This is a genomic window from Lysinibacillus sp. UBA5990 (assembly GCF_002429815.1).
GTDB lineage: Bacteria > Bacillota > Bacilli > Bacillales_A > Planococcaceae > Lysinibacillus > Lysinibacillus fusiformis.
In genome coordinates, this window is sequence record NZ_DJAY01000015.1 from 868,657 (window position 1) to 893,556 (window position 24,900).

Here is a 24,900-nt window from a genome sequence, read left to right on the forward strand (position 1 = left end):
AACCAGCAACGCTTTGGATGCTGGTTAGACGATTATTTTGTACATGTATAGATGCGATAATCTAAAATAGTATCGTATTTTTCGTTCATCCTAATATGCTGATCCATGACATCATACAATGTGGATTCAATATCCTTAGAAATGTGGAATTCTGGCTTGGATGAGATATCCTTGTTTTTTTGTATGCGAATATCTTGAAACCCTGTCTCTTGGAATAAAGCAACCCAATCCTTTTTCGTGAGGAGAGCATCGAATCCGTAAAATTGTTGGATGTCGTCTGCCAGCTGCGTGGAAAGTAGCATAGGGATGGTAAATTCAATGGCAATCAAGCGTCCACCTTTTTTCAATAAACGGAAAATCTCTTGCAATGCACGTTGTTTATTTACAAAGGCAAGAACTGATTCAGCAAGTACAAAGTCAAATGCTTCATTGGATAAAGATGTTTCCTCAATCGAGCCTTGAATGATATTGACTGATAAACTTGCTTTTTTCATGCGGTGACGTGCCTTTTCTATCATGATGGGATTGATATCGATACCCGTTACATTTGTTGCATAATGGGAGGCCAAAAAGGCAGCTGTTTGTCCTGTACCACAGCCAACATCTAAAATATGAGAGGCGGGCAGAATACTCTCATTCTTCATGATTTCCTTTGATAGATTAATGCCCCCAGGATGGGCACCACCAACACCAAATTTCGCTAAAAATTGGAGATAATTAGAATTTTGAATGAAAACCACCTTCTTTTTATATAGTATGAAAAGAAAACTAGTATGGTTCCCTTACATATGGTAAAAAGCTAGAAATCCCTATTTTTTATAGGACAAAAATAGATAATTTTTGATACTTCTTCATACGTCTAATTCCTTCATAAAAGACGCACATATACTAGGGAAGAGCTTTTAGATAGGAGGTGTATAAATGCCACATTTTCAGCCGAATTATAGAAGAGGAGTCTATCCTTCAAACAATATGGGAACTTTTGGTCCTCCATTTCGAGGTAGAGCGATGCAACCTAACTATCCACCCAATCAGCAATTTCAAGGTCCTAGAATAGGAGGGAGGTTGCCAGATCATCTAAATACAATTATGGGTCATGCTGGAACGATTACGAATGGCGTAAATATGTTAAGACAGATGGGGGCACTATTAAGTTTATTCAGATAAAAGAAAGAAACCCTCTTAAGAATGCTTTCTTTAAGAGGGTTTCTATTATGATTAATGGGATGGGACAAGTTCTTTTTCGATAATGGAGCGGTTTTTCTCTTTAAATAGTTCATTATGAGAGGACACCATTCCATGGCGATAAGCAGTTGGCTCTAAATAAGTTTTAATAGAGTTGACCGCATTGGCTGCATCCTGGAATGTCCCAAGCAGTAAATTAATTTTTCCTTCAAATGATAAAATATCTCCTGCCGCAAAAATACCAGGCTGTACTGTTTCACCTGTTGCTTTGCCTTCGAAATAATAATCATCCTTTTTAGGAATCGAAATCGCTTCATCAAACGTGAGGGACGCTTCACAATTATAGCCATGACTAATGATGACCTCATCAATTTGACGAGTGTAGCTTTCTTTTGTTTTTGAGTTTTCACATCTCACTAATTGGATAGCCGTTTTATCATCATTCGCTAAAAGCTTTGTAATCGTCGTATTACATTCAATAAGGACCCCAGCATCAAGGGCTTCTTTTACGGTTGCCTCATGCGCTGATAATGTATCTTTACGGTAAACCACTGTCACACTTTTAGCAATGGGGCTCAGTTCGACAGCCCAATCAATGGCCGCATTGCCGCCCCCGGAAATAAGGATATCCCTATTCACAAAACGTTTATAGGATTGAACGGTATAGTGTAAATTGGACATTTCATACTTCTCAGCACCTTCCAGCGTTAGTTTCTGAGGATTAATAATACCTCCACCAACCGCTAGTATAACTGTTTTTGAATAATGCTTTTCACCAGTTGCTGTATGTACAATAAATAGACTTTCTTGTCGTTCAATAAAATCTACTTTTGTATTTGTTAGGATAGTAGGGTCAAATGTTTTAGCTTGCTGGATCAATTGTTTAACAAATTTCTCGCCTAAAATAGGGGGGTGACCTCCTATATCCCAAATAAGCTTTTCAGGATAAAGTAATACTTTTCCACCAAGTTGAGATTGGCTCTCTATTAACTTTGTTTTTAATCCTCGTAAACCACTATAAAAGGCGCTATACAAGCCGGCAGGGCCTCCGCCAATAATTGTCACATCATACACATGTTGCATTGTTATTGCCACATCCTTAATTAATAGTAAAAAAGTAATTGACAAAATCTTATCATAAAACTAGACTAATTTTAGTGATAATGATTATCATTTTTAACAGTGCCTATAATAGCATGGAATGAAGTAAAAAGAAAGAGAGGGTCCAAATTGCGTTTAGAAGTAGAATCGATTCGTGTTGGTTATGAGAATAAAACGATTGTGCATGACTTATCGCTGCAAATTCCAGATGGCAAAATCACAACGATTATTGGTTCAAATGGTTGCGGAAAGTCTACCTTATTAAAGGCCATTACACGTATTTTAAAGCATGAGAGTGGACAGGTCATTCTGGATGGTCAAAATATATCCAAGATGAACACGAAAGAATTGGCGAAAGAACTTGCCATTTTACCGCAAAGCCCAGAAAGTGCACATGGTTTAACAGTGGAAGAGCTTGTATCCTACGGTCGATTTCCCTATCAAAAGGGCTTTGGCAATTTATCACAGAAAGATAAAGAGGTCATTGACTGGGCTTTACAAGTTACAAAAACAGAAGACTTCCGCTTGCAATCTGTAGATGCTTTATCAGGTGGACAGCGTCAACGAGTGTGGATTGCAATGTCCTTAGCCCAAGAAACCGACATTATATTTTTAGATGAGCCGACAACCTATTTAGACATGGCACATCAATTAGAGGTTTTAGAATTACTCTATAAGCTCAATGAAGAACAAGGGCGTACGATTGTTATGGTACTCCATGATTTAAATCAAGCCGCACGTTTTTCTGATTATATTGTGGCACTGTCACAAGGAGAGCTTGTTAAATTTGGAACAGCTGAGGAAGTCATGGTTCCAGAAGTATTAAAAAAAGTGTTTAATATTGATGCTGTAATTGGCCAAGATCCCCGAACAAACAAACCAATGTGCATTACATATAACTTATTACAAACCGTTTAAAGGAGAATGAAAGACAATGAAGAAGTGGTTATTACCAATGTTTATGATGCTCGTACTCGTACTTGCGGCGTGCGGCAATAAAGAAGAGAAAACAGAAAAGGCTGATGAAGGCTCGAAAGAAGCAACTTCAGCAGAAACAATTACTTATCAATCTGAAGCAGGTCCTATTGAAGTACCAGCAAACCCTAAACGTGTAGTCGTGTTATCTTCATTTGTAGGGGATTTATTACAGCTTGATGTAGATGTTGTCGGTGTAGATGCATGGGCAGCAAAAAATCCAAACTTTGAAGATGCTATTAAAGATGCAGTAGTTGTAGAAAATACTGATATTGAAAAAATTCTTGAGCTAGAGCCAGACTTAATTATTGGTTTAAATGGTATAGAAAATGCTGATAAATTATCAGAAATCGCTCCAACTGTATTATTTACGTATGGGAAAGTAGATTATCTACAACAATTTATTGAAATCGGTAAAGTTGTAAATAAAGAAAAAGAAGCAACGGCATGGGTAGAAGATTTTAAAGCACGTGCAGCAGAATCAGGTAAAAAAATTAAAGAAAAAATCGGTGAAGATGCAACTGTCACAGTGGCAGAAAACTTTAATAAACAATTTTATATTTATGGCGATAACTGGGGTCGCGGAACAGAGATTTTATATCAGGAAATGGGCTTGAAAATGCCTGAAAAAGTTAAAGAAACAGCTTTAGAGCCTGGCTACTATGCGATTTCTCAAGAAGTTTTAGGGGATTATGCAGGGGATTATGTGATTTTCAGTATGTTCCAAGACCAAGATAACTCATTTACAGACGCAGCATGGTTTAAAGATTTAGAAGCAGTGAAAAATGGTCATTTATTTGAAGTGAATGCAAATGCCTTTTATTTCAATGACCCGATCACGTTAGAACATCAACTGAAGTTCTTTGAAGAGAAATTTTTACAATAATTAGTAGAGAGTAGCGAAGGCAAATGACAAAGTTTCGACAGTTACCATTTTGGCTTCAGGTATTGCTTGCATTGATCGTATTAATCGGCACAGCCTGTATCTCACTGTGCTTAGGTGCAGCGAATACGAGCATTCAAGATGTCTATCAAGCAATTGTCGGACAAAGTGGTGGTAAGCATTACACGATTTTACGTGAAATTCGATTTCCTCGTATCATTGCTGCTATTTTTGTTGGCAGTGCACTCGCAGTTGCGGGAGCGATTATGCAGGGGGTTACACGCAATCCATTAGCTGATCCAGGGCTACTTGGTTTAACAGCAGGGGCAAATGCTGCCCTTGCTTTAACGATGGCATTTATCCCGAAATTTTCCTATTATACATTAATTTTAGCCTGCTTTATTGGAGCTGGAATTGGTATGATGATCGTTTATGGGATCGGTGCCTCTACTAAGAAAGGCTTCTCTCCATTGAGACTTGTTTTAGCTGGTGCAGCGGTTACTGCTTTATTACAAGCGGTTGCTGAAGGCACGGGCATTTTATTTCAAATTTCCAAGGATGTTTCGATGTGGACAAGTGGCGGGTTCATAGGCACGACATGGCAGGCGTTATTGATCGTTCCTGTTATTGTCATAGGTCTCCTATTGTCATTTGCTTTTAGTCGTCAATTAACGATTTTAAGTTTAAATGAAGAAGTTGCGGTAGGTGTTGGACAAAATACAACATTGATTAAAGGTATTATGATGTTTGCTGTCGTTATTTTAGCAGGCTCTGCCGTAGCTCTTGTTGGAAATCTAGCATTTATTGGCTTAATGGTACCCCATATTGTTCGTGCGTTTGTAGGGACAGACTATCGTTTTGTCTTACCGATGAGCGCAATAATTGGCGGCTGGTTTATGGTGACGGCTGATTTTGCAGGACGCATGATTAATGCACCATTTGAAACGCCAGTTGTAGCGATTGTTTCGATTCTTGGTCTACCATTCTTCCTACTATTAGTAAGGAAGGGAGGACGCCAATTTGTTTAAAGAAGGTCGCAAAAAACAGCGAAAATGGCTTTTTACTTGGCTTGTTGTCACGTTATTCATTTTTGTTTTAGGCATTTCTTTAGGACCAGCCTCAGTTTCGTTTGATCGCATTCTCCCAACTTTGCTAGGCGATGGTAGTTTTAAAGAATCCTTCGTATTATTCTCAGTTCGCTTACCAAGAATGTTGGTATTAGCAGCGGCAGGGATGGCATTAGCTTTAGCAGGTGCAGTCCTACAAGGGGTTACACGCAATGATTTAGCAGATCCAGGGATCATTGGTATTAATGCAGGAGCAGGTGTCGGGATTACAGTCTTTTACTTACTTGTAAATGGAGATCTCCCACACTTTGCTTATATATTGCCAGTTGTAGGATTTTGTAGTGCTCTTTTTACTGCCCTTTGCATTTACTTTTTCTCTTATCAACGCAATAAAGGGGTGCAACCCGTCCAACTGATTTTAATTGGGGTAGGGGTAGCCTCTGCTTTATCTGGGGTTATGATGGTATTAATTTCCTCAGCAGAGCGTAGTGATGTGCAATTTATTTCCCAATGGCTTGCAGGAAGTGTTTGGGGTACGGATTGGCCATTTTTCTGGGCTTTAGTGCCTTGGCTTGTCGTGGGGATTCCGTATATTTTCTATAAATCCAATGTCTTAAATGTCTTGGCGATGACGGAGCAAACAGCCGTAGGTCTTGGGATGAATATAGGGCGCGAGCGGTTACGCTTATTAATCGTGGCTGTGGCACTAGCAGCAGCAGCTGTTTCTGTAACAGGTGGAATTGCCTTTATAGGGTTGATGGCACCTCATATTGCCAAACAGCTTGTCGGACCACGCTACCAATTCTTTTTACCATTGACATTATTCATTGGCGCAAGCCTATTAATGCTGTCTGATACTATTGGTCGTGTTGCCATTGCTACTGCAACTGTACCAGCGGGTATCATTGTTGCCTTTATTGGCGCACCTTACTTTTTATATTTATTACGGAAAAATGTATAGAAAAGTGATAGCATTAGTTAATGGATGCTCGAAAGCAAAGGCTTTTGAACTAGTGAAATGAATGAAAGATTTATTTTTCAAAATATATATGGCAAGTTTTTAGGAACCTCATTTGTTGAGGTTCTTTTTTTATATAATCAAGGCAGGAGGTGAATAAATGATTCTATTAGCACGTCGAACATCGGAGACACAAAAGACACTAGAAGCTATTGTTCGAAGACTCTCAATCTCTCACAGTGAGTATTCGAATTTTGATGAAAACTTAAGACGTTTAAAGGCTGGACACGCAGACGAACAGTGTATTGATGCAGAATGGCTTGAGATAGACCTACCTGCCCCCTATCATTTTCTCCTTGATTTTCAAACTAAGAATAACTTCGGCTATACTCACCAAATGGACACCATTTTTCTTTGTCGACAAAAGTTGAAGAAATGGATCGGTCATTCCCTCTACCTTGCCTTTTGAGGTCATCATTGTCAATTGTGCAGGGGATGTATCATATGAGAGAACGCCTGTTGTATTTTTTATTTCTACAATCCGTAAAAAAATCTAAGAATAGAAAAGAGACTATTAAAAGCGAATTTTCAGGCGAATATTATGACAAAACCCTTAACGAAATTGAAAAAGACGCTAAAGCGGCTAATGCACGTGCAAGAACGGCAAAAAAACTGTTAAATGATAATCACTTTAAAAAATGAATGAATAATTTAGGGAGATAAACTATGAGTATCTATTCAGTAAAATTATTATTAGAATCTACTGTAACACCAAACACTTATTCATCTAAAACATTCGAAGAAACAATCATATTAATAGAGGCTGCAAGTCACAATGAAATAGAAACGAAAATTCATAGACATTTTGTTGATAATACTTACGAAAATGCAGATGGTGGACAAACTACGTGGAGTCTGGTCAAAATTTTGGATACATTTGAGATTATTGATGAATTCGAAGGGAATATTAATTTCAAAGAAGTTTACAGCCGCTTTTTACCATTTGATGAACCTATTACTGCAGATGAAGTCATAAAATTATATTACCTTGACAAGTAAGAAACAGTTTTGTGCTATAGAATAGAATTTTAATCAAGAATAAACAATGATACAGTTAAAGAGAGTAGATTCCTACTCTCTTCCAAATAATTCTATCACGTAAAAAATTAGTTTAAATTACCATTCTATTTCTTTTTCCAGATCTTCTTTTTCTAATAAAAATATAAGATTGATGAAATAAAAACGGAGTAGCAAAACCAAATGCTACTCCGTTTCCATTTCATCAATCATTTCTAATTGAAACTAAACAGCAGATACTTCTTGAATCTCACGCTGTATGTATTTCTTTTCACCCCAAGTATATAAAATTAAATATAATCTGTTGTATCAACCTTCATATACTCTTTCAATTCACTATGACTAGTATACTTTTTTAACTATCTTTTTAAAACGGAGGTACTACTAATCTCATATGTCGCTAACACTTCCGTTAGTATGTCTCAATTGTTATGGTTATATTTTCTTCGTTAATTGTTATGTTTTCGGTTTCAGTAACATGCTTAATGGAATCTTCAATTAAAGGTTGAATCACTGAATCATCCACTTTTACATTCTTGGGGAAACTTACTGAAATGGTCATTTCTTTAGAGGGGTTACCATCTAGCATGATTGCTATTGACTCACTATCAAGTTCCGTTTGTTCTGTAATAGATCTGATTATTTCATTTTTTAATTCTGATAATAACGTTAATTCAGCGTTTTCCTCATTTGTCGGAGCAACTACTGCTTCCTGCTCGCTTTCTACTCCTTGTCCTCCTTTCTCTTCTCCATTACAGCCAACTAATAAAATTGACATAAATACCATGCCCGAAATTATACCCTTTTTCAATATTTTTCTTTCTTCTTCCAAAGTATTTTATAGAATCCTCACTTAATTCAAGTGTTACAAAAAAATAACAAATGCACCCAAAACATCCTTATTTTGTAGATGTGAAATCCCGACTAGACAAATAAAGATTTTAGGTATATAGTTAGCTAGGCTAACTAATATAAAGAGGAAGTGATCTTGTGACAATTGAGCAGGAGTTTTTTAATCAGTATCGTTTAATGTATAGACCATTTATCAATAAGTTGAATGTGCAACTTGAACCGTATCAGTTATATAGCTCACAGTGGGCAGTACTTCGTTTTTTAAAGGATAAAGGTCCGCATTCCTTTGTTGATATTGCGAATTTTATGTCTATTGAGAAGCCGAGTGTGACGAAGCTTGTACATAAACTTGTGGAGCTTGGCTATGTAGAAACGATGGCGGGCAAGGATAAGCGGGAAAAGCTTGTCCATTTATCGGCGCATGGGGAAGAGCTTGTGCAGGAGATTAAAGCACACTTGAAGCCATTTTTTGAGCATGCACTGGCAGGTGTACCTCAACGAGATATTGAAATAGCGACACAGGTTTTTGAAAGAATTTGTATGAATATTAATCAATAGGAGAGCGAGTAACGTGGAAGTAACAACAAGAAAGAAACTATGGACAAAGGACTTTTTAATTGTCTCACTCATTAATTTTACCATTACGTTAATCTTTTATTTATTAATGGTTACGATTGCTGCTTATGCAGTGGAACATTTTAATGCATCTACAAGTACAGCCGGTCTTGTTTCGAGTATTTTTATTATCGGGACATTATTAGGGCGTCTTGGGACGGGCCGTATTATTGGGGATTGGGGAAGTAAGAAGACATTATTTTGTGGATTGCTTTTATTTATGCTGTCAACGATGTCCTATTTTATAGCAGGGAATTTACCTTTACTTATGCTGAATCGTTTAGTACAGGGGATTGCCCTTGGGGTAGCAAGTACAGCAACGGGAACGATTATTGCACAGATTTTACCCCCTGAGCGACGCGGGGAAGGGATTGGTTATTATAGCTTAAGTGCCATTTTAGCCACAGCAATTGGACCATTTGTCGGTATTTTATTAACGCAGCTGTTTGAGGATTACCGCATGATTTTTGCTGTAGATTCAGTTTTAGCTATTATCTGCTTTTTCATGTATTTTATCGTAACAGTGCCAGATGCACCGAAGAAGGCGAAGGATGCGGCAGCGAAGGCTGGCTTTAAGGTGACGAACTTCATTGAATTGCGCGCTGTTCCGATTGCTTTTGTTGCACTAGTCATCGGTTTTGCGTATTCGGGCGTCATGTCCTTTATGACCTTTTATGCGAAGGAGCTTGATTTAGTATCAGCAGGCAGTTACTTCTTCATTATCTATGCTATCGTCATTTTAGCTACACGTCCATTTACAGGGAAATTACTGGATACAAGAGGCGCTAATATTATCATTTATCCATGTTTGGTGATTTTTGCTATAGGTATGTATGCATTTAGTTCAGCGTCAACAACGATTGCATTTTTAATTGCTGCAGCTTGTATCGGTATTGGCTATGGTAACTTTAACTCTGTTGCACAGGCTATTGCTATTAAAGTAACTCCGAATGAACGTTTAGGACTTGCGACATCTACTTACTTCATTTTTTATGATTTAGGATTGGGTGTCGGGCCTTATTTCTTAGGATTATTTGTTCCATCTGCGGGCTACAGAGCCATATTCTTTGCGATGGTCTTTGTCATTTTATTATCTATTGTGCTTTATTATTTCTTACATGGTAAACATGAAAAATTGAAACAATCAAAAATTTTGTAGATTAGAATCATTATATTGTAGAAAAAACGTCTTTTTTCTAGTTGTTCGTAGAAAACAACTTAAAAATGACGTTTTTTTCTTTTTAAAAAAAATTATCTTGCATTAGAGGATGATAATCATTATCATCACAATATAAAACAAAATCGGGAGTAGGTACGAAGTATGAAAAACAAATCATTATTGTCAGTATTAGTAGCAGGAGGTATTCTAATGGCTGGCTGTGGTAATACAGAAGATACAAAAAAAGAAGATAAGTCTGAAACAGAGCAAACAGACAAAGTTGCACAAGAGGTTGATTTATCTTCTGAACTATCAGCCTATCAACAATTTGCATTAGAGCAAATGGATCAATTTTTACTAGAAACAGAGAAATTCGTGAATCTTGTTAAGGCTGGCGATATTGAAGGAGCAAAAGCTGCGTATGCACCAGCGCGTATGTATTTTGAACGTTCTGAACCAATTGCGGAAAGCTTTGGCGACCTAGATCCCCGTATTGATGGTCGTTTAGCTGATATACAGGAAGAAGGAAAAGGCGAAGAAGAATGGTCAGGCTATCATAAGCTTGAGCATGCGCTATGGGAAGAAAATACAACTAAAGGCTATGAGACTGTGGCTGACCAGCTACTTGCAGATGCCAAGGAATTACATGCCCTCGTACAAACAGTTGAAGTGACTCCTGATTTAATGATTACAGGTGCTGTTGATTTATTAAATGAAGTGTCAACATCTAAAATTACAGGTGAAGAAGAAATTTATTCACATACAGACCTGTATGATTTTAAAGCGAATATTGAAGGTGCTGAAAAAATCTTTGAAATTTTACGTTCAAAATTAGAAGCGAAAGATTCAACATTAGTCACAACACTTGATGAAAAATTCAAAGCGGTGGATGATTTATTAGCACAGCATGCAACTGCTAATGGTGGCTATGTTTCCTACGAGGAATTAACTGAGGACCATACAAAAGCGCTTGCGGCAGCGGTAAATCAGCTTGGAGAACCATTAAGTCAAATGGGAATCATTTTGGAGTGAACATAAATGACAGCGTCAAATGAAGAAAAATGGATGAATAAAAAAATCTCTAGACGTGATATGTTGAAACTGACTGGCATTGGGGTGGCAGGTGTTGCCATCGGTGCATCTGGTTTAGGTGGCGTGATGAAAGCAATGGGCTATGATGTTTTTGAGCCTGTTGCTGACAGTTCCACTGCGAGCAATAAGGTCAATTTCTACGGTAGCCATCAGTCAGGTATTGTAACACCAGTACAAACGAATATTTATTTTGCTTCTTTGGATGTGTTAGTGACATCTAAGAAGGAACTGCAAGAGTTGTTCCAGCAATGGACACCTCTTGTTGTGCGCTTAATGAATGGTGAAGTAATGGCTGATGTATCGTCGAATACGAGAGTACCGACAGGTGATACAGGTGAGGCAGAGGGCTTAGATGCTGCCAATTTATCAATTACTATTGGTGTTGGAGCTTCCTTATTCGATAAGCTTGGTATGCAGCATTTAAAGCCAGTGGAATTAAAGGATTTACCACATTTCCCAAAGGATCAGCTACTGAAAGAATATACAGGTGGTGATCTATGTATTCAAGCCTGTGCAGATGATCCGCAGGTGGCATTCCATGCAGTCCGCAATTTAGTGCGTGCAGCGTCAGGGAAAGTGGAGATTAAATGGTCACAGGCTGGCTTTAACTCGTTTCCAGCAGGTGGTGGTACCCCTCGAAATCTCTTTGCGTTCAAGGACGGTACGGTGAACCCCTCCATTACAGATGAGAAGGATTTAAAAAAGGTTGTTTGGGTGGATAAAGGCTGGCTAAAAGGAGGCTCTTATTTAGTTGCGCGTAAAGTTCAAATGCATCTTGAGACATGGGATCGTACATCTTTAAAAGATCAAGAGGCTACATTTGGTCGTTACCGTGATAGTGGGGCACCGATGGGTAAAACAAAGGAATTTGATGATTTTGATGTAGAGGCGAAGGATGATAAAGGGAATTATATTATGCCTGATACATCACATGTTCATTTAGCCCGTAAATCAGGAGCTCGTATTTTGCGTAGATCTTATTCCTATGCATCAGGTGTAATGTCAAATACAGGCACTCATGATGCGGGGCTTATCTTTATTTCATTTCAAAAAGACCCAGCCCAATTTACGACGATTCAAAATAGCTTAGGGCGTATGGATAAAATGAATGAGTATATTACCCATCGAGGCAGTGCAGTGTTTGCTTGCTTCCCTGGTGTACAAAAGGGGAGTTATTTAGGTGAAGCACTTTTTAACGCGCTGTAGTATCGTGATTGCTTTAGTTCTAACTTTAGCTTTACCTGCACAAGCTGCCCAATCCTATAGTCATTTATATATTGCGATTAGTGACGCATTGATGAATACGAAGCAGGATAAAGAGGCAGAGGCAAAACAGGCACTAGGACAATTTGCTACAGACTGGGCTAAGGTTTCTTCTGAACAAAAAGAAGCGAAAGCAAAGGTTGATGAGATCCTTGCGCAAGCAACAGAGGCCAAGTCAAAGGATGACCGTTTAGAGGCACTTTCTGCATTGTCGAATGCATTACGAGCTCTAGAAAAACTGGAAAATCCAGTAGATGAGGCTGCACAGCGAGCAGAGTTTGGGCAAAAGATGAAGCCTATTTTGGCAGACTTTGAAAAAGCTTTAGCTAGTGGCGATGTTCAGGCTATTGATGAAGCCTACAAGGATTTTAATCTCAAATGGAATAAAAGCGAGCGACCTGTACGTGAGCAAAGTATTGCCATGTATGGGCAAATCGAAACACAGATGGCATTTCTACGAATCTCTATTTCTGCGGAAGAGCCGGATATCGCTTTAATGAAAACTCAATTTGCAGATTTACAACAAACGATTGCAGATTTTGTAGCGGGTAAAGAAACAGCTGAAGCGGTAGAAGGGGACTATTCATTAGCTACATTAATTGCTTATATTGATGAGGCATTGGACTTTGTAAGTGATGGTGATTATAAAGCAGCATCTAATAAGGTTCGGGAGTTTATTACGATTTGGCCACGAGTTGAAATAGAAATCTCAACTCGTAATGGTAGCCTTTATACAAAAATTGAAAGTGATATGCCCATTATCGCAAGTGATTTATTAAAATCCTCTGTCGATCAAGAGGCTATTACGAAAAAATTAAATACATTCCGTACCGAAATAGAGTTGATTCAAGGTGATTCAGATTATACAGTTTGGGATGCAGCGTTAATATTACTTCGAGAAGGGCTAGAGGCTTTACTCATTATATTAGCTCTTGTGTCATTTCTTAATAAATCAGGGCAGAAGAAAATGCGTAAATGGATTTATATTGGAGCGTTTGTGGGCGTTCTGTTGTCAGCCGTTGCCGCAGTTCTTATGTCAACGATTTTAAATTCGGCTACAATTGATACGAATCGTGAATTAATGGAAGGCTATGTAGGCTTACTGGCTGCAGCGATGATGATTGGTGTAGGTATTTGGCTGCATAGTAAATCGAGTGTGGTCAGTTGGAATCGCTATATTTCGAAGCAAATGGGCAATGCCATTTCAAGTGGCTCTATTTTTGCTATGGCAGCGATTAGCTTCTTATCCGTTTTCCGAGAAGGGGCAGAAACGCTTGTCTTTTACGCGGGTATTGCACCGAAAATGGCGACTTCTCAATTTATCCTTGGGATTGTCGTGGCACTCATTATCCTTGCCGTGCTTGCCATTGTGTTGTTTAAGGCTAGTGGCAAAATTCCTATTCATAAATTCTTTGCTGTCGCAACATGGCTCATTTATATATTAGCCTTTAAAATAATCGGTGTCAGTCTGCATACATTGCAGCTAACAAATAAGATTTCTACCACGATTGTCGATGGCTTACCTGTCATAAGCATGATTGGTTTTTATCCAACCGTAGAAACTATGATTGGGCAAGCGATTTTACTAGCATTGATCGTGGCAACGATCATTTATAAAAAGAAGCAGGCCTAAGTTTCTTTAGCAAACGTCTATGGCCGGAAAAGGATGTCTCTATGGAGGCATCCTTTTTTATTGCCAATGAGCTGGACGGTTAATATATGAGGGTAGTTTCGTAGTGTTGTCACCTTGTGCGGCATTGATTTGCATTTGTGTTAAAAATAAACTTGTCGATAAATCTGCACCGCGTAAATTCGTATCACGCATATCGGCCCCAATGAAATCTACCCCTTGTAAATTGGCTCCTTGTAAATTGGCAGCAATTAAATAGCCACCTCTTAAATCAGTAGCTCGCAAATCTTTCCCCTTTAAATTTTTACCCATCCAATCAGCACCACGCTGATTTATTTTGGGAGAAGTTTTCCCCTTTACTAGACGCTGTCGCATTTGTTCGCTAGTTTTTAAAAGGAGTGCATTTACCGGCATACGAATAGCAACCATGTCCAGTGCCAATAAACCATTTGCGTCAAGCTCCGTTGCCTGCTGTAGCTGCTCTAATTGTACGAGGAGCTGCTCATGGAGCGCATTGTCAACTTGATAGGATAGAGCTTCAGCTACATAAGCAATCATTTCATACAGCTGCTCCATAATTGGAAACACTTGAAACATCTTGTCAGCATGTTCTCGTGATTGGCGCCAATCTTGCCCTTTAAATGTCACTTGGGAAACTTGCTGACCCGCACCTAAGCAATCAAAAACAGTACAGCCTTTATAGCCGCTTTTTCTTAGCATGCTATGGATTTGGCAGCTATAGTCCTCCTTTAAATTGGAGCATGGCTTACCTGCTGGTTTATCCATGGCAAAATCACTGGAAGCGACTATATTTAATGCTGTACAACATAACCCAAAACAGCTTTGGCAATCTGCCTGTAAGCTTTCTCGGATTGTCGTGCCAAACGATGTGTCTCTATTTGTTAGTTTAGACATCCTCTTTTTCCCTCTCTTACCTCATAAACTTAGTTATTAGTTTAGCACGTACATGCTAGCTTATGAAATATGAAGATAACCATATTTTGAAAGACAGGTGCGATTATGGTATTCTTCTTCACAAGACGTTGTATAGAAAATTTAGAAAAGTAGTGGTGGTTGAACATGGGGTAACGGTGAAGGATTTATTGCAATTGCCTTCCTTTCGCGGGGCAGAGGTTTTAACAGGTCGAGATAATCTGCATCGTACGGTCTCTTCTTTATCCGTTTTAGAAGTATCGAATGTTGATTTTTATTCGAAAATTATTAATCGTGTGCAAGAGGAATGGTATGCAGAAGAGCTGGTGATTAGCTCTTTTTATTCCATTCGAGATAGTGTAGAACAGCAATGTGAAACAATTCAGCATTTACACGATTTAGGAGAGCTGGGCCTTATCTTATATTATGTTGGTATCGTGTTGCCACATATACCAGAGGAAGTTCTCGCCTTAGCTGAATCTCAAGGGTTTATTATTATCTGTATGCCAAAGAATGATTATTCCCTCCGATATAATGAGGTGATTTATGAGGTTATGGAAGCGATTGTTAGTAACCAGGGTGTCAATGACCATTTTGTCAAGGAAACATTAGAGAAGGTATCCTTATTGCCTGAGCATTTAAGAAGTGTTGAAATTACATTGAAAATGCTTTCAGATCGTTTGAAAGCCAATATTCTGCTAACCAATAGTCATTTGGATATTATCAATCAAGTCATGTGGCCAAGAAACTCATCATTAGATGTGGTCCACGCTATCCATGAATGCTCACAATCACAAGTTTATCGTGAAACAGGTAAATTCGAGTTAAAACGAAGTGACATCTCATGTGTGATTGACTATAAAAGAGTGCATCAAAAAAATGGGGAGCCTCTCTTTTTATTCCTTATAAAGGAAAATACCGATTTACCTGCCAAGACAATTGAAAAGGTGAGTGAGGTTGTCCAAGTCGCGATTAATTTATGGGGAGACAAGCATGATGAGGTCAGCGAATATGCCTTAGTCAAAGCAATCATTAATGATGAAAGTGAAAAAATGAGAAGATTAGCCAATCTCCTTCATATTGATGTTTCTGCTATTCAAATGATGTGGCTAGTATATATGCATGATTTAGCAGATGAAAAAAGGATTCGAGATGAGTTAGAAGAGCAGCTGTCTAAGTACTATCAAACAAGAGTCATTCAATGTATTGACCATTGTATGATTGTGTTACTTGGGAATTGCCTATATAAGCACCATGAGTTTGAAATTACTGCTGAATATAATGAAACTACCAATTACGCTGGACAAATCGCAGAAATCGTCTATGCACCAAAAATGAAAAACACGAAGGCTGTTCGTCAGATGTATCAGTTGGTCAATCAGGTAGGGGATAAAGCCCACACGATATACCCCATGCGAAAATTGTTTACGGCAGCTGAGGTTCGTTCCATGAAACGAGCTATTGATGTAAGTAAGCAGGGGGAAGAAATGATTGAGGAATATTTATCAGTCATTGAACCCATTTTACATGATCATGATACATTACAGACATTGGTTACCTTTTTATTAGATGCAAATGCAAGTGTGGAGCGCTGTGCAGAGCTACTTTATATTCATAAAAATACGGTGAAATATCGTATCAAAAAAATTAGTGAGCTGATTGGCACAGATGTGACCATTTACGCCGAATTTTATGATGTGTATATGGCTTGCATGCTCTATCGATTAATTAACGATTAGAATAATCTGGAATTTTGTCGTTTTGAACAAAATTTCAGATTATTTTTTTTATTTACGCAAAAGACTCCCTTCTATGCTTTCTTTATAATTAAAAACATTCATCCATCACCCAAGTATAAGGAGGGAGTCACTTGAGAAATGACAACAATGTTCAATCGTGGTATAGCTTAGGGATTATTTGGGCTGGTGCCATGATATGTATTCCAAGTTTATTAGTAGGAAATGCACTCGTTACAAGTATGAGTTTATCGAAGGCACTGGCCGTAGCATTTGTAGGCTACGCAATCGTCGTATTCATTATGATATTACAAGGAATGCAAAGTAGTGATTTAGGTAAGCCGACTGTCCATGTCGCTGGGCAAGTGTTCGGTAAAAAGGGCTCTCGCACTATTTTATCTATTATCCTAGCTATCGCTTGCTTAGGGTGGTTTGGTATTCAGGCTAATGTTTGTGGGGTTGCCTTAGCGAATTTGCTAGCAATCTATCACTTGAATATACCAGTTCCTCTAGCATCGTTCATAAGTGGTATGGTCATGGTTGTATCTGCTATTTATGGCATGAAAGTATTACGTACATTAAGCTATATTGCTGTCCCATTATTAGTCATTATTTGCGTATATGGTTTAGTTCAAACATTAACTGGGGATCAGCTTGAGTTTATTCGTGCTTACCAACCACAAGGAAATATGAACTTTATGGATGGGTTAGCTGTGACAATTGGTTCATTCGCATTAGGGGCAGTTATAGCGGGTGATTATTCTCAATTTTCCAAAAAACGTTCAGATGTTTTCAAGGCTGCTACGTTAGGAATTATTCCTGCTGGCGTGCTAATGATTGGCGTAGGTGCTATTTTAACAATTGCATATCAAACAAGTGACATTACCGCAGTCTTTTTGCATATTGCTACACCATTTATCGGCGGGGTTGGCTTGATTTTAGCCACTTGGAAAACCAATTTGGTCAATGCGATTTCAGGCGGTATTGCCTTAATTAATGTATTTGACGTAGCTAAAAACAAAGAGAGAATGGCAATTTTTGTTGCTGGGACAATTGGTACTATTTTAGCAGTCGTAGGGATTTTAAATTACTTCACACCGATTATGTCCATTCTATCCGCGATGATTCCACCTGTTGCAGGAGTCATGATTGCTTCCTATTGGGTCATCCATAAAGGTCGTAAAGAAAGCTGGGTTGAGGTGGAAGGTGTTAATCGCTTAGGGGTGTTTTCTTGGCTAGTAGGGGCAGTGATTGCCTGTATGCCCGTTGTATTCTCCTTATTTCCTAAATTGCCGACATTACCTAATCAACCAATGATCGGCATTATTATTTCATTTGTTATTTATTATATTGGGTATCGTGTATCCGTACAAAAAACTGTCATATTGGAGGAACATAGATGAGATATTTAGATCAAGCGGCTATTGAACATATAGCTATAGGTGCAGCATTTTTAGGAACTGGGGGTGGCGGAGATCCATATATCGGGAAATTAATGGCGCTTTCTGCCATTGAAAAAAATGGCCCTGTTCGGTTGTATTCCGTGGATGAAATTGATGATGAGGATTTTTTCATTCCCGCAGCTATGATGGGAGCACCATCGGTTTTAGTTGAAAAATTTCCTCGTGGCGACGAGTTCGTAAAAGTTTTCCAAAAGCTTGCGCAGTATTTGGGTAAGGATAAAATTGCTGGTACATACCCGATGGAAGCGGGTGGGGTCAATTCGATGATTCCGATTGTGGTAGCTGCACAGCTAGGTTTACCTTTGATTGATTGCGATGGTATGGGGCGCGCATTCCCAGAGTTGCAAATGGTGACGTTTAACTTAGATGGCATTTCGGCCACACCTATGGCCATCACAGATGAAAAGGGCAATATCGGCATTTTTGAAACGATTGATAATAAATGGACAGAGCGTATCGCTCGCTCTGCAACTGTTGAGATGGGAGCTAGCTCTTTAGTGAGCTTGTATCCAACAACCGGTGCTCAAATTAAGAAAAGTGGTGTGCATCATATTGTGACACTTTCAGAAAAAATTGGTGAAATTATTGCCTCTAAAGATCAAGAGGTGAACGATAAGCTAGCAAGCCTTTTAAAGCTTATTGCAGGGTACGAGCTATTTCAAGGGAAAATTGTCGATGTGATTCGTGAAACGAAGGGCGGCTTTAACTTAGGGAAAATGCTTCTAGAAGGAATTGATGGCTATAAAGATGATCAGATGAAGGTGCATTTCCAAAATGAAAACTTATTGGCAGAGAAGAACGATCAAGTTGTAGCGATGACACCAGATCTGATTTGTTTAGTCGATTATGAAACATTATTGCCTGTGACGACAGAAAGTTTAAAATACGGCAAACGTGTGCGCGTCATTGGCTTACCATCACATGAAAAATGGCGCACAGCAAAAGGGATAGAAACAGCAGGACCAAAATACTTTGGTTATGATTATGATTTCGTGCCAATTGAAGAATTGGTGAAAAAGGGGGTAGCTGAACATGTATAAAATTGGAATTGACGTAGGCGGAACAAATACAGATGCCATACTTTTAGATCATAATAGTCAGCTTATTTATAGTGTGAAGTCACCGACAAGTTTAGATATTAAATCAGGTATTGAACAATCATTACAGCAATTATTACAGGGGGCAAACATTGATAAAACGAAAATTACACATGCCATGCTAGGGACAACACAATGTACCAATGCCATTGTTGAACGTAAAAAACTAGCAAGGGTTGGTGTTATTCGACTGGGCTATCCAGCTACAGCCTCAGTTCTACCTTATACAGCTTGGCCATCCGATATGATTGATAAATTATCAGGAAATTATGCAATCACACATGGAGGCTATGAATACGATGGCCAGTTATTGAGTGCGCTTGATCAGGAAGAGATTACAAAGCTCTTAGAAGAATGGCGTGACCAAGTAGAATCAATTGCTATTGTAGGTGTCTTTTCATCTATTAAAAATGATCAAGAATTGCAGGTTCGTGACTGGATTCAAGCAATCTATGGTGAAGATTTCCCGGTTTCTTGCTCATCGTTAATTGGCTCTGTAGGCTTAATTGAACGTGAAAATGCCACGATTCTAAACGCAGCTCTATGCAAGGTCATTGAGACGACAACACATGGCTTTATTCAGGCCCTTCAAGCGGAAGGCATTTTTAATGTAGAAGTGTACCTATGTCAGAATGACGGTACATTAATGTCCATCGACTATGCGAAGCAATTCCCAATCTTGACGATAGCTTGTGGGCCAACAAATAGTATTCGAGGTGCTTCGTATTTATCACAAATTCAAAATACAATGGTATTAGATGTAGGTGGTACGACTTCGGATATTGGCGTGTTACAAGATGGATTCCCCCGAGAATCTTCAGTCGCGGTGGAGGTAGGGGACATCCGCACTAACTTTAGAATGCCTGACATTATTTCAGTCGGACTAGGTGGCGGTAGTATCGTTCGAGTGAAGGATAATAAAATTACCGTTGGTCCAGATAGTGTCGGCTATAAAATTAGTGAAGAGGCATTAGTTTTTGGTGGGTCGACTATGACAACAACAGATATTGCCGTCCGTTTAGGTCTTGCAGAAGTAGGAGATCCAAATTTAGTGGCACATATTGATGAAGCATTTGCTAAAGCCGTTCAAGAAGAAATTTCTTCGTTACTAGAACAGGCCATTGATAAAATGAAAACATCGTCAGAGGATGTATCGCTTGTTTTAGTGGGCGGGGGTAGTATTATTGTGCCAGAAAAAATTCAAGGTGTTTCAACGATTGTCAAATCGGAATACGGCGGTGTGGCAAACGCCATTGGAGCATCCATTGCACAAATTAGTGGACAATACGAGCAAATTTATATTTATTCCAAAGAACCTCGTGAGGAATCTTTAGAAGACGCACAAAATAAAGCAGTAAAACAAGCTGTATTAGCAGGTGCCCTTGCGGAAACAATTGAATTGGTTGAAGTGGAAGAAACACCATTAGCCTATCATCCAGAAAACGCAACAAGATTAAAAGTAAAAGTAGTAGGGAAAATGATTTAGCGAAGAAGAGTCCTAAAGAGGGCTCTTCTTTTTTAATGCATTAAGAGGGCGAGTTGGACTAATCTTGTCGTTTATGTTTTTCATTAATAATTTTCTTGTTAAGAATGCTTACTCTGCCAACCATTAGTAACCTCATATCTTCTACAATATATTGAGCTAACGCTTCGTCAGATATATCATCTCCTTCAATATCTAGGCGGAATCTTTGCCCTTGAATGCCCCCTCCATTTGTAAACTCAATGTCAAAATCAAATAGCACCCTTTTTTCCATTCCACTATCACCTTTCCTCCGTCTTCGTGTGCTCTCAATGTATTCTGATTTTACTAAATTGATGCGTGAAGACCCTATGCTATACAGGTTTAATTGTTTCATCCTAATCAAATGAGGCTCTATCTTCTTTTTTCTTGTATTTGGCACTTGAAAATCAATAAGTCATAGTGTAATATCTGACTAGTACACTATGACACGAGGTGTTGAGCATGAAAAGTTTTGTTGGACTTTTAAAAAAAGAATGGGTACTTTACCGCTCTTGGTTTTTGATGGGGATATTTGCGGGCATTATGCTTTCCTGGATCGTTCCCTATGTATTGCATCAATTCGTTGATCTCTTTGCTCAAGAAAATCAGCTTGCATTTGCCTTTACGCTTCTCGTTCTTTTTGTAGGTGGATTTTATTCCGTCTTACAATTTTTAGGGAGTATGCGATTGGATATTAAAGCTAAGGAAAGTTGGCTCCATTCCACTAGCTCCATCACAAAGCTAATAGGAGCAAAGATAGCCTGTTCACTAATAGGGTATGCGCTTTTTAATACGCTCTTTGTGAGTTTTGCCATTTTTCATCTAAAAGAAGAGTTTATTGCAAATATTGGACAAATCGTTTTTGTTTTAGTAATAATTGTTATTATGTTAACCGTTTTCCAATTTATGTTATTTGTTTTACTGTTGTTCTTTTTAGCTTTTTACTTGCAATTGAAGCATGTAATTGGGCGTTTTTCCATTGTGTTGACGATGGTTGCTTTTGGCGTTACAACATCTGCTTGGGTACGAATAACGGAGAGTCCGTTTTACGAAACGGTTTTCCAACGTGGCGCCATTTCGTTAAGCAAATTAGAACCGTTTTTACCCAAAGTAAGAGCGACGACAACGATGGAATGGAGGCTAGGCTCTATTTATGTTGTTGAAGAAGTTGCTTCTATTTTACTCATCGTGCTGCTCTTTTTAGCGGCATCCAAGTGGCTTGAAAAGGTGGTATTACGATGACGATGGATTTTTCACGTGATAAACCGATTTATAGTCAGCTTGTCGATCGGATATGCGGGGACATTTTGAAGGGGCAACTATTGCTTGGGGATCGACTGCCCTCTGTTCGAGAATATGCAGTCGAAACGGGTGTCAATGTTAATACGGTGCAACGAGTCTATAAGGAGTTAGAGGCAATGAATATAACGGAAACCAAACGAGGACAGGGCACATTTATTACAACCAATGAAGAACGCATTGAAGTATTACGAGATGATATGAAAAATAAATTAGCCGAAAGTTTTTTAACATCCATCGAGGCATTGGGGTTTTCTAAAGAAGAGATGCTCATTGTTTTAAAAAATAAAGCGTGAGGTGAAGGAATGTTACAGCTATCGAATGTGTCTTTTCAGTATAAGAATAAGCCCATTTTACAGGATATATCCTTTTCCTTTCCTATTGGACAGATCATTGGGCTAGTTGGGGAAAATGGTAGTGGTAAATCTACACTTCTCAAAGTTTTAGCTGGCTTACTACGATCTTCAACTGGTGAAGTAGTATTGAATGGAAAACCTATTTCTCGCAGAAGTGCGGATCAGATTGCTTACTTACCAGATACAGATTTGTTTTTTGATTATTATACGGGGGAACAGCTTTTTCAGCACTACGCCTCACAATTTGAAGACTTTTCCTATGATAAGGCTTGTATAGTCGCAGAATTTTTGCAGGTGGATAAAAATACGAAGCTACGTCAATTATCAAAAGGGAATCGTGGTCGTATGAAAATGGCTGCTACACTGGGCCGAGAAGTTCCTTATTATTTAATGGATGAACCATTTGCTGGGCTAGATCCCATTGTGCGTGAGCAGCTCATTAAAGGTTTAATTCAATTTACGGACATTGAAAATCAAACGATTTTGCTATCTACACATGAATTATATGAGGTTGAACCGATTTTAGATCAAATTATTTTATTAAAAGCTGGCTCTATCACAGCTTATGAAAACGTAGAGACATTACGTGATGTGACCAATAAAGATGCGGTTGAGTGGATGAAAGGTTTTTATCGTCATTCTACCAAAGACACAGACCACAATTACTTTTAACGATAAAGGCTTAGGCGTAACAAAAAGAAAGGGTGAATAAATATGACAGAACCAATTGTTCAATTGCAAAATCTATCGAAGACCATTCATGGAAAGCAATTAATACAACAATTAAACATTGATTTATATCCAGGACAAATTACAGGTTTCTTAGGTCCAAATGGGGCAGGGAAAACAACGACGATTCGTATGATGACAGGTCTCATGCATCCAACAGAGGGCAAGGTCATCATTGATGGGCTATCGCTACAGGAGCATTATGAAGAAGCGATTAGCAAGGTCGGTGTGATTGTCGAAAATCCAGAAATGTATAAATTTATGTCAGGCTATAAAAATTTATTGCATTTTGCACGTATGCATAAAAATGTTACAAAAGAACGAATTATGGAGGTCGTTAAACAGGTTGGTCTAGAAAATCGTATCCATGAGAAGGTTTCAACGTATTCTCTTGGTATGCGTCAACGACTTGGGCTTGCTCAGGCGTTGTTACATCGACCAAAATTTCTAATATTAGATGAACCAACGAATGGTTTAGACCCAGCTGGTATTCGAGAATTCCGTATGTACCTTCGCAAAATTGCGGCAGAAGATAATGTTTCTGTTTTTGTATCTAGTCACTTATTATCTGAAATTGAGCTAATGTGTGATCGAGTAGCCGTAATTCAAAATGGGAAACTGATCGACATTCGTGAAATTCACAATGAAAGTACATCGTTCTTCTATGTGGAAGCACAGCCACAAGAGCAGGTTTCTGCCCATCTGGCACAACATGATTACAAGTTTGAGGCAGTGAATCAGGGCTATGTAATTGAATTGAAGAAAGAGGATGTTCCTGCATTGACGTTAGGGCTTGTGCAAGCAGGTATGCAGCTATTTGCCGTACAGCCACATCAGAAAACATTAGAGGATCAATTCTTAGAAATGACTGGAGGCGGACAAATTGCTGAAGCTAATTCAAAATGAATGGATGAAATTATGGCATAAAAAAGGGACGTGGGCAATGGTCGCTATGCTTGTCCTTGTCATTCTAGTTCCTGGTGGCATCATGAAATATTATGAGGGTAAATCATCAGATGAAGGATCATGGCAGGAGATAGAGCAGCAGTCTATCCAAAATAATAAGGCAATGCTAGCAGAGGAGGATATATCCGAGGAAGACAAAGCATTTTTTGAAGAGCGAATTGCTATTTCGGAGTACCGTTTAGCCCATGATGCGCCGAGTCAAAAAGATAACAGCCTTGCAAGCTTTATGTCCTTTACAAGCAATATGCTAACACTTGTTACTTTATTTACGGTTATTACAGCTGCAAGTATTGTATCTAGTGAATTTTCAACAGGTACCATTAAAATGCTGCTGACTCGTCCAATGTCCCGTGCGAAAGTGTTAACGTCTAAATTATTGACGACTTTTTTATTCGGTTTGTTTTTAGTTGCTGTAAACGTAGTCGTGAGTGCAATTGTAGGTTTAGTATTATTTGGGGTAGGTTCAGGTGTGGAATTAGAGATTGTCAATGGGCAGGTGGCTGAAAAGGCCGTATGGAATGATTTAGCCTATCATTACCTACTATCTGGCGGTGATTTTGTCATGTCGACATTATTTGCCTTTTTAGTCGGTTCAGTGTTCCGTTCTAGCTCATTAGCAATCGGCTTAACGATGTTCCTTTCATTTACAGGTGGTATGATCGTCATGTTCTTAAGTAGATACGACATTGTAAAATACATTTGGCTAACACATTCAGATTTAACTCAATATGAAAAAGATATGTTAATGGTTCCAGATATGACAATGCCATTCTCGCTAACTGTATTAGCTATTTACGCTGTAATTTTCCTAGTGATTAGTTATACATCCTTTATGAAACGAGACGTTACTGCATAATTTAAATAAGAACTGTGCCCTAATACTATATTGGGGTACGTTTTTTTTTGCAGCAAGAATTATTAAAAAAGTATTTATTTTTTTTCAAATTGCGCCTATAATAA

Annotated in this window: 27 protein-coding genes; 22 read left to right on the plus strand and 5 right to left on the minus strand. The window is 38.5% G+C overall.

Annotation, left to right across the window (positions count from 1 at the left end; translation table 11 throughout):
* Positions 1 to 32: 32 nt before the first annotated feature.
* The gene (locus tag B3D94_RS16685) at positions 33 to 740 is read right to left on the minus strand and encodes a class I SAM-dependent methyltransferase (protein ID WP_291758510.1); all 708 of its coding nucleotides are present in this window, start codon (positions 738 to 740) and stop codon (positions 33 to 35) included.
* Positions 741 to 921: 181 nt separating this feature from the next.
* On the opposite strand from B3D94_RS16685, the gene B3D94_RS16690 reads away from it, so the two are divergent.
* Positions 922 to 1,167, plus strand: coding sequence for a hypothetical protein (locus B3D94_RS16690; protein ID WP_036225075.1), 246 nt, complete (start codon positions 922 to 924; stop codon positions 1,165 to 1,167).
* Positions 1,168 to 1,218: 51 nt separating this feature from the next.
* Here the strand turns inward: B3D94_RS16690 and B3D94_RS16695 are convergent, their stop codons facing one another.
* Complete coding sequence (locus B3D94_RS16695; RefSeq protein WP_291758513.1) at positions 1,219 to 2,268, minus strand: NAD(P)/FAD-dependent oxidoreductase; 1,050 nt, start codon at positions 2,266 to 2,268, stop codon at positions 1,219 to 1,221.
* A 147-nt stretch (positions 2,269 to 2,415) separates the two neighbouring features.
* On the opposite strand from B3D94_RS16695, the gene B3D94_RS16700 reads away from it, so the two are divergent.
* The 7 genes from B3D94_RS16700 (at position 2,416) to B3D94_RS16730 (ending at position 7,228) form a co-directional block, all read left to right on the plus strand.
* Entirely contained in the window at positions 2,416 to 3,204 is a 789-nt protein-coding gene (locus B3D94_RS16700) for an ABC transporter ATP-binding protein (protein WP_036125139.1), read from the plus strand.
* A 16-nt stretch (positions 3,205 to 3,220) separates the two neighbouring features.
* Positions 3,221 to 4,147, plus strand: a complete 927-nt coding sequence (locus B3D94_RS16705) for an iron-hydroxamate ABC transporter substrate-binding protein (RefSeq protein ID WP_069480945.1) — start codon at positions 3,221 to 3,223, stop codon at positions 4,145 to 4,147.
* A 23-nt stretch (positions 4,148 to 4,170) separates the two neighbouring features.
* Positions 4,171 to 5,172 carry a FecCD family ABC transporter permease gene (locus B3D94_RS16710; RefSeq protein WP_069480946.1) on the plus strand — a complete coding sequence of 334 codons (1,002 nt, stop codon included), beginning with the start codon at positions 4,171 to 4,173 and terminating at the stop codon, positions 5,170 to 5,172.
* The gene (locus tag B3D94_RS16715; RefSeq protein ID WP_069480947.1) at positions 5,165 to 6,172 is read left to right on the plus strand and encodes a FecCD family ABC transporter permease; all 1,008 of its coding nucleotides are present in this window, start codon (positions 5,165 to 5,167) and stop codon (positions 6,170 to 6,172) included. Before B3D94_RS16710 ends, B3D94_RS16715 begins: the two co-directional genes overlap by 8 nt.
* A gap of 157 nt (positions 6,173 to 6,329) precedes the next feature.
* The gene (locus B3D94_RS16720; RefSeq protein ID WP_291758519.1) at positions 6,330 to 6,638 is read left to right on the plus strand and encodes a hypothetical protein; all 309 of its coding nucleotides are present in this window, start codon (positions 6,330 to 6,332) and stop codon (positions 6,636 to 6,638) included.
* A gap of 35 nt (positions 6,639 to 6,673) precedes the next feature.
* Complete coding sequence (locus tag B3D94_RS16725) at positions 6,674 to 6,871, plus strand: hypothetical protein (RefSeq protein ID WP_291758520.1); 198 nt, start codon at positions 6,674 to 6,676, stop codon at positions 6,869 to 6,871.
* 24 nt (positions 6,872 to 6,895) lie between these two features.
* Complete coding sequence (locus tag B3D94_RS16730) at positions 6,896 to 7,228, plus strand: DUF4288 domain-containing protein (protein ID WP_291758521.1); 333 nt, start codon at positions 6,896 to 6,898, stop codon at positions 7,226 to 7,228.
* A gap of 430 nt (positions 7,229 to 7,658) precedes the next feature.
* On the opposite strand, the gene B3D94_RS16735 is transcribed toward B3D94_RS16730, so the two are convergent.
* The gene (locus B3D94_RS16735) at positions 7,659 to 8,078 is read right to left on the minus strand and encodes a topoisomerase (RefSeq protein WP_291758522.1); all 420 of its coding nucleotides are present in this window, start codon (positions 8,076 to 8,078) and stop codon (positions 7,659 to 7,661) included.
* Between the two features lie 158 nt (positions 8,079 to 8,236).
* Here B3D94_RS16735 and B3D94_RS16740 point away from each other — a divergent pair, with 158 nt between their 5' ends.
* From B3D94_RS16740 to B3D94_RS16760, 5 genes are all read left to right on the plus strand, one after another.
* Positions 8,237 to 8,656 (plus strand): MarR family winged helix-turn-helix transcriptional regulator, encoded by a 420-nt coding sequence (locus tag B3D94_RS16740; protein ID WP_069480949.1) that lies wholly within the window; start codon positions 8,237 to 8,239, stop codon positions 8,654 to 8,656.
* Positions 8,657 to 8,669: 13 nt separating this feature from the next.
* Positions 8,670 to 9,872 carry an MFS transporter gene (locus tag B3D94_RS16745; RefSeq protein ID WP_193831610.1) on the plus strand — a complete coding sequence of 401 codons (1,203 nt, stop codon included), beginning with the start codon at positions 8,670 to 8,672 and terminating at the stop codon, positions 9,870 to 9,872.
* Positions 9,873 to 10,034: 162 nt separating this feature from the next.
* The gene (gene efeO, locus B3D94_RS16750; protein WP_193831611.1) at positions 10,035 to 10,904 is read left to right on the plus strand and encodes an iron uptake system protein EfeO; all 870 of its coding nucleotides are present in this window, start codon (positions 10,035 to 10,037) and stop codon (positions 10,902 to 10,904) included.
* A gap of 6 nt (positions 10,905 to 10,910) precedes the next feature.
* Complete coding sequence (efeB, locus tag B3D94_RS16755; protein ID WP_291758530.1) at positions 10,911 to 12,170, plus strand: iron uptake transporter deferrochelatase/peroxidase subunit; 1,260 nt, start codon at positions 10,911 to 10,913, stop codon at positions 12,168 to 12,170.
* Complete coding sequence (locus B3D94_RS16760; RefSeq protein ID WP_291758532.1) at positions 12,145 to 13,860, plus strand: FTR1 family protein; 1,716 nt, start codon at positions 12,145 to 12,147, stop codon at positions 13,858 to 13,860. The genes efeB and B3D94_RS16760 overlap by 26 nt, the downstream gene beginning before the upstream one ends.
* Positions 13,861 to 13,917: 57 nt before the next feature.
* Here B3D94_RS16760 and B3D94_RS16765 read toward each other — a convergent pair whose 3' ends face one another.
* Positions 13,918 to 14,772: a pentapeptide repeat-containing protein gene (locus B3D94_RS16765; protein WP_291758534.1), complete on the minus strand. Its 855-nt coding sequence runs from the start codon at positions 14,770 to 14,772 to the stop codon at positions 13,918 to 13,920.
* Positions 14,773 to 14,948: 176 nt separating this feature from the next.
* Here B3D94_RS16765 and B3D94_RS16770 point away from each other — a divergent pair, with 176 nt between their 5' ends.
* From B3D94_RS16770 to B3D94_RS16785, 4 genes are all read left to right on the plus strand, one after another.
* On the plus strand, positions 14,949 to 16,529 hold the full coding sequence (locus B3D94_RS16770; RefSeq protein ID WP_254664251.1) for a PucR family transcriptional regulator: 1,581 nt from the start codon (positions 14,949 to 14,951) through the stop codon (positions 16,527 to 16,529).
* Positions 16,530 to 16,660: 131 nt separating this feature from the next.
* Positions 16,661 to 17,929: a cytosine permease gene (locus B3D94_RS16775; RefSeq protein WP_291758536.1), complete on the plus strand. Its 1,269-nt coding sequence runs from the start codon at positions 16,661 to 16,663 to the stop codon at positions 17,927 to 17,929.
* On the plus strand, positions 17,926 to 19,029 hold the full coding sequence (locus B3D94_RS16780; RefSeq protein ID WP_069480956.1) for a DUF917 domain-containing protein: 1,104 nt from the start codon (positions 17,926 to 17,928) through the stop codon (positions 19,027 to 19,029). Before B3D94_RS16775 ends, B3D94_RS16780 begins: the two co-directional genes overlap by 4 nt.
* Positions 19,022 to 20,572 (plus strand): hydantoinase/oxoprolinase family protein, encoded by a 1,551-nt coding sequence (locus B3D94_RS16785; RefSeq protein WP_291758539.1) that lies wholly within the window; start codon positions 19,022 to 19,024, stop codon positions 20,570 to 20,572. Before B3D94_RS16780 ends, B3D94_RS16785 begins: the two co-directional genes overlap by 8 nt.
* A 58-nt stretch (positions 20,573 to 20,630) precedes the next feature.
* On the opposite strand, the gene B3D94_RS16790 is transcribed toward B3D94_RS16785, so the two are convergent.
* The gene (locus B3D94_RS16790) at positions 20,631 to 20,843 is read right to left on the minus strand and encodes a cyclase (protein ID WP_069480958.1); all 213 of its coding nucleotides are present in this window, start codon (positions 20,841 to 20,843) and stop codon (positions 20,631 to 20,633) included.
* 209 nt (positions 20,844 to 21,052) lie between these two features.
* Between B3D94_RS16790 and B3D94_RS16795 the strand changes: the two genes are divergently transcribed.
* From B3D94_RS16795 to B3D94_RS16815, 5 genes are read left to right on the plus strand one after another with little or no spacing between them, the layout of a single operon-like run.
* Positions 21,053 to 21,832: a hypothetical protein gene (locus B3D94_RS16795; RefSeq protein WP_291758543.1), complete on the plus strand. Its 780-nt coding sequence runs from the start codon at positions 21,053 to 21,055 to the stop codon at positions 21,830 to 21,832.
* Positions 21,829 to 22,185: a GntR family transcriptional regulator gene (locus B3D94_RS16800; protein ID WP_069480960.1), complete on the plus strand. Its 357-nt coding sequence runs from the start codon at positions 21,829 to 21,831 to the stop codon at positions 22,183 to 22,185. The genes B3D94_RS16795 and B3D94_RS16800 overlap by 4 nt, the downstream gene beginning before the upstream one ends.
* 9 nt (positions 22,186 to 22,194) lie before the next feature.
* Positions 22,195 to 22,917 carry an ATP-binding cassette domain-containing protein gene (locus B3D94_RS16805; RefSeq protein WP_069480961.1) on the plus strand — a complete coding sequence of 241 codons (723 nt, stop codon included), beginning with the start codon at positions 22,195 to 22,197 and terminating at the stop codon, positions 22,915 to 22,917.
* A 42-nt stretch (positions 22,918 to 22,959) separates the two neighbouring features.
* Positions 22,960 to 23,880, plus strand: a complete 921-nt coding sequence (locus B3D94_RS16810; RefSeq protein WP_291758544.1) for an ABC transporter ATP-binding protein — start codon at positions 22,960 to 22,962, stop codon at positions 23,878 to 23,880.
* Positions 23,858 to 24,796 carry an ABC transporter permease gene (locus B3D94_RS16815; protein ID WP_069480963.1) on the plus strand — a complete coding sequence of 313 codons (939 nt, stop codon included), beginning with the start codon at positions 23,858 to 23,860 and terminating at the stop codon, positions 24,794 to 24,796. The genes B3D94_RS16810 and B3D94_RS16815 overlap by 23 nt, the downstream gene beginning before the upstream one ends.
* Positions 24,797 to 24,900: the final 104 nt, after the last annotated feature.